At 48.7% G+C, this 5416-nt stretch carries 6 protein-coding genes; all 6 read left to right on the top strand.

Translation table 11 applies throughout. The features are described 5' to 3' along the window. The coding region (locus ACI2JR_RS27925; protein ID WP_462480069.1) for a hypothetical protein at positions 1–72 on the top strand (72 nt) is incomplete at its 5' end. Between the two features lie 113 nt (positions 73–185). Next, positions 186–1103 carry a LysR family transcriptional regulator gene (locus ACI2JR_RS27920; RefSeq protein WP_462480068.1) on the top strand — a complete coding sequence of 306 codons (918 nt, stop codon included), beginning with the start codon at positions 186–188 and terminating at the stop codon, positions 1101–1103. Between the two features lie 265 nt (positions 1104–1368). After that, on the top strand, positions 1369–1692 hold the full coding sequence (locus ACI2JR_RS27915) for a DUF485 domain-containing protein (protein ID WP_462480067.1): 324 nt from the start codon (positions 1369–1371) through the stop codon (positions 1690–1692). Then, complete coding sequence (locus ACI2JR_RS27910) at positions 1692–3518, top strand: cation acetate symporter (protein ID WP_462480066.1); 1827 nt, start codon at positions 1692–1694, stop codon at positions 3516–3518. Before ACI2JR_RS27915 ends, ACI2JR_RS27910 begins: the two co-directional genes overlap by 1 nt. Before the next feature lie 47 nt (positions 3519–3565). Then, positions 3566–4615: a carbon-nitrogen hydrolase family protein gene (locus ACI2JR_RS27905; RefSeq protein WP_462480065.1), complete on the top strand. Its 1050-nt coding sequence runs from the start codon at positions 3566–3568 to the stop codon at positions 4613–4615. A gap of 56 nt (positions 4616–4671) precedes the next feature. After that, entirely contained in the window at positions 4672–5241 is a 570-nt protein-coding gene (locus tag ACI2JR_RS27900) for an aminotransferase class I/II-fold pyridoxal phosphate-dependent enzyme (RefSeq protein ID WP_462480064.1), read from the top strand. Positions 5242–5416: the final 175 nt, after the last annotated feature.

Genomic DNA, 5416 nt, shown 5'->3' with positions numbered 1-5416 from the left:
AAAAAAGTTCGTCACTTTATGGAAACGGCCAGCCCATTCCCCGGAGGTAAACATGGGCTGGCAAAAGTGTAGCGGTATTCGGCGCAGCTATTTAGCTTGTGAACAATGATAAAAATCGCAATGGATACCCATCATCAGGTATGTTATGACATGAATATTACATCAATGAGCAAAGAATCAATACGATGATATCATCCTCACCGAACTGGAACGATTTACGTATTTTTCTTGAAGTCTACCGCACTGGCAGCTTTTCCGGTGCGGCCAGGCAGTTAAAAATGGATGTTTCAACCGTCAGTCGCCATATCGCCAGTCTGGAACGGTTTCTGTCAACACCGGTGTTTGAACGTAATCCTGCGGGTCTCAAAATGACCTTGACAGGAAAAGAATTACTCAGCCATGTTGAAGCCATGGAGGCAAATTCACTGGCGATGCTGGATTCCAAACATAGTGGACACGGGCAGCACCCTGCTGGCGAGGTGCGTATTGCAACAATGGAGGGTATTGCCTCCTTTTACTTATCGGGGCAGTTCATTGCGTTTCACCAAAAATACCCACAAATACATCTTGAATTAATCACCTCCTCACAGCAGGTTCATGTAAATCGACGTGAAGCAGATCTTTTTTTAAGTTTTTATCCTTATGAAGGAAAAGGGTTAGATATTCTGCCCGTAGGCAAATTCTCGCTCTATCTTTATGCCTCCCCCGATTATCTGCATAAGCAAGGCGTGCCAGCTACGGTGTCAATTCTGGAAAAACATACGTTTGTTAGTTATATCGAGGACCTTATTGAACTGGATACGGTGCGCTGGCTTAACGAATATATTGAAAAGCCGACGGTCATTTTCAGTTCAACCAGTATGGTGGCACAAATGTTCGCCGCGATCGCGGGGGGGGGTATTGTTATGCTACCGGAGTTTATGCATGCAGAAAAATATGGGCTTACCCGGATCCCGCTGAATGAAATTGTAGTAAGCCGTACGGTATGGCTCTCCGTTCACCGGGAATTACGCTATTTACCCAAAATGAAAGTAGTCATTGCGTTTTTACGTGATATTTTTCTCCGGGATTTTCCGGCACCGCCAGGTATTCGTATCAGTTAGGGCTGTATACACGTGCGGCACTGCACCATGACAGTACACGTGCAATGGGTTTATTACGCGACCCTTTTCCCATAACCTCTTATATTCCCACTCTATTAATTAGTGTCGGGATAATTACGGTAATAGATTATCTGCCAGGCACAGGCTAACGCACTATTTTCGTGCGTGCCCCCTTTTGCAAAAATGCAAAGGTTAATGCGAAATCACATCTTTCCCCGCTATACATGCTTTGTTAGCGTGAGTAAAAACAACAGGGGGAAACGTCATGTCAACAGAAAAAAAACAGGTGATAACGGACTTTTATGCCTGCTATACGCAGGATGCCTTTAGAGGAAAAACGCGTAAAAAACAAAAAATAATATTTTCATTGCTTGTTTTGAGTCTGTTTTTTTTCTTTTCAATTCCTTTTCTCAACAACTGCTTCCCCAACGTTATGGCGTATAAAATTGGCGGTGCATTCAATGTCGGTTTGTTATGGGCCATATTGCAATACCCGATTGGCGGCATGATCGCCTGGTGCTATGCCAGCAAGATGAAGTATTTTGACAATCAATTAGATCCTCAATCTTTATCAGGGGCAAAAAAATAATGATTACACCTATCCGCATTGCTGCCACCCTTGTGGCCGCATCCTCATCTTATAGTTATGCCGCATCAGGGAATGCTGTCGTCAGTGAAGGTCACAAAGGCATTACCTTCATCATTTTTGCCGTGTTGTTTATCGCCTCGTTAGGGATAACCTGGTTTGCCTCAAAAAAGAACCATTCGGCAGGGGATTTCTACACGGCAGGCGGGGGCATCGGACCATTACAGAACGGTCTGGCGATTGCCGGTGATTATTTATCAGCAGCCGCGTTTCTTGGTGTGTCGGGATTAATCGCATTATATGGGTTTGATGGCGTCAATTATGTGATTGGTTTCTTTGTCGCGTTTATTCCCGTGCTGTTACTGGTTGCGGAACCCTGCCGTAATTTGGGGAAATATACCCTTGGTGATGTGCTTGCCTGGCGCACCGCCTTTCGCCAGACCAAAATTGCTGCCGCTATTTCAAGTGTGATTGTCGCACTGTTTTATATGGTTCCCCAGATTGTCGGGGGGGCGGTTATTGTCAGGGCATTAATTGGCATCCCTTACGAGATCTCCGTCTGCGCCGTGGGCGCACTGATGTTAATTTACGTCGCATTTGGTGGCATGCGTGCAACAACGGTGGTACAGGTCACCAAGGCGGTACTGCTGATTTCCTGTTGTCTGATTCTGGTGATCCTTTCATGGCTGCCTTTCGGTATGAACCCGTTCGGCTTATTTAACGCATTGATCGATAACCCAACCCTGCAACACTATGTGATGAAACTGGTTAATGATCCGGTTATGACGCCTCAGGCAGCCAGTCAGCGCTTCCTTGAGGCCGGTTTATATCTGAAAAACCCGCTGGAGCAAGTTTCTCTGGGGCTGGCGCTGTTATTAGGAACTGCCGCCATGCCCCACGTACTGATGCGTTTTTTTGCCGTGCGTACTGCCACCGCCGCCAGAAAATCAGTGCTGTGGGGCATGTTATTTATTGGCGGATGTCATCTGCTGATCATCTTTATTGGCTTTGCCTGCGCACATTATATTGGCGGCGATGTGGTTAAGGCAGCAGATAAGGGCGGCAATCTGGCCGCACCGTTACTGGCACAATTTCTTGGTGGGGGTGCCACCAGCTTTGGCGGGAATTTCCTGCTGGCGCTGGTCGCCGCCATCTCTTTTGCCACGATCGTTGCCGTCGTTGCCGGATTAACGCTCGCCGCCGCGTCCGCCATGGCACATGATGTCTATGTCGGGGCCATTAGGAATGGTATCGCCTCTGAACGGCAACAGGTGGTGGCCGCCCGCGTCGCCACCCTGCTGATGGCTATGATTGCCGTGCTTGCCGGGATCGCTGCAAAGGGCCAGAACGTCGCTTATCTGGTTGGATTAGGCTATGCCGTTGCGGCCTCCGCGAATCTCCCCGCCCTGGTGATGTCGCTTTACTGGCACCGTTGTAATACGGCCGGGGTACTGGCCGGGATTATTGGCGGCACGGTGCTGTCCATCGCGATGGTGCTGGTTTCTCCAGGTATGTCTTACCCACTACAACAAAAAGCTCAACTACAAACCCAATTGCAGGTGCTGACCATGAGTAATCCGCAACCATCGCCGATACTCGATAAGCAAAAAGCGGAATTGCAGGATCAGATTGATGCCATCCCGCCTGATGCCACCAGCTTGGTCGGACTGAAAGCCCCGCTGATTACGCTGAACAACCCTGGGATCATTTCCATCCCGGTGGGCTTTTTACTGGTGATCGTGTTCTCGCTGTTATTCAAAGATGAACGTGCATTACGGCTCTGGCCCGAGCTGGCGATCCGCCGTGAATTCGGCTCCCGCATTCAATAATAGCGCTAATACTATCCACACTAAGAGACGTCAACAGGAACAGCATTATGTTATTACCACAAGTAAAAGTAGCCGCAGTGCACGCTGCACCGGTATTTATGAATGCGCAGGCAACACTGGGAAAAGCACTCATCTTTATTCAGCAGGCAAAAGAAAACGGGGCCGATCTGGTGGTGTTTCCCGAATCCTTTATTCCCGGGTTTCCCGTATGGGCCGCATTGTGGGCCCCCATCCATAATCATCACTGGTTTGAGATGATGGCTGAAAACAGTCTGCTCATCAGTGGCCCTGAAATCGCAGCACTCAAAGCGGCCGCCGCCACAAATGGCATTTTTATTTGCATGGGATTCAGTGAACGCAGCGAATACAGTGTGGGCTGCCTGTGGAATTCGAGTGTCCTGATTAGCGACACCGGTGAGTTACTGAATCATCATCGTAAACTGGTGCCCACCTTTTATGAAAAAATGGTATGGGCACCCGGTGATGGTGCTGGCATCAATGTTGTCGACACACCTATTGGACGTATTGGCGGTTTAATCTGCGGTGAAAACACTAATCCGCTGGCACGCTACGCATTAATGGCGCAAGGGGAGCAAATTCATATTTCACAGTGGCCGTCAATATGGCCCACTAAACGGCCTTCCGCTGGTGGCAATTTCGATAACCTTGCAGCAAACCGTATTCGTGCCGGTGCTCACTCCTTTGAGGCCAAATGTTTTGGCATTATCAGTGCCTCATTAATGGGAGACGACATGAAAAACATGCTAATTGAGTGGGACAGTTCAGTCAGCGATGTTATTGAGCACACACCGCAGGCCGCCACCTTGTTTGTTGACCCAACCGGTAGTCAGATTGGGGATATGCTACAGGATAAAGAAGGGATTGCTTACGCCACCTTCGAACTCCGCAGGATCATTGAAGTCAAGCAGTTGCATGATGTTGTTGGCTATTATAATCGCTTTGATGTGTTTAACCTGACGATCAACCGACATCGCCAGACCCCGGCAACGTTTATTAATAATCCTCATATCAATGCTATATGCACACAAGAAGCAACTGACGTAACGGCAGAGAAACAAAGCACGCTGAAAGATTAATAATTCGCCCTCTGGCAGTCACGATCTGCTGGCTGCCAGAAAAATGTAAAAGACCTATGTCAGTTAAAATCTCTCAAAGCGATATCCTTTTGCTGTTAATAATACCACTACAGTTGGCATTAGGCGCACTTACGCGGCCTGGAGATATTATTCTTACCGAGGAATTGACCTACTACGGCTTGAAATCAAGCGCGGCCATGATGGGACGCCCTATTATCGGTGTTCGTATGGATGAGCAAGGATTACTTCCGGATGCACTTGAGACTGCTATACAGCGATCCGGATCTAAAGTTCTCTTCTGCTGCCCAACGCTTCACAATCCCACGACTGCGACAATGAGTGAAGTACGGCGTCGTGAGATTGTGAGTATATGCCGTAAATATAGTGTGGTCATTGTCGAGGATGACGTCTATGGTTGGATGCAGGAGGAGTCGTTACCATCACTCGCGGAGCTTGCTCCGGAGCGTACCGTGTACGTCACCGGGTTGTCCAGGCTTGTTGGCCCAGGACTCAGGATTGGTTACATCGCTGCTCCGAGTGAGTATATCCGGGCGCTTGGCGTGGCGTTGCGGGCTACAACTCTCATGGCGTTTCCGCTGAATGCTGCGGCCGCGCTCAATGGGTAGAGTCTTAGGACGTGGTGTAAATTCGGCAGGATGGTGAGAGCCATCGGCTTATCCGGTAAGGTAATGGTTAATCAGACGACTATCTTAAAAGGAGTCAACCGATGGCTGACAACAGCATGACATTCAGTAACACCCTGGCGCAACTTGGTGGTGAGGATTTTTTACGTGAGCTCAC

The sequence above is a fragment of the Klebsiella sp. NPDC088457 genome (genome assembly GCF_044900465.1).
Classification (GTDB): domain Bacteria; phylum Pseudomonadota; class Gammaproteobacteria; order Enterobacterales; family Enterobacteriaceae; genus Klebsiella.
The sequence above is the reverse complement of the archived record's forward strand: the minus strand, read 5'-3'. Positions and strand labels throughout refer to the sequence as shown.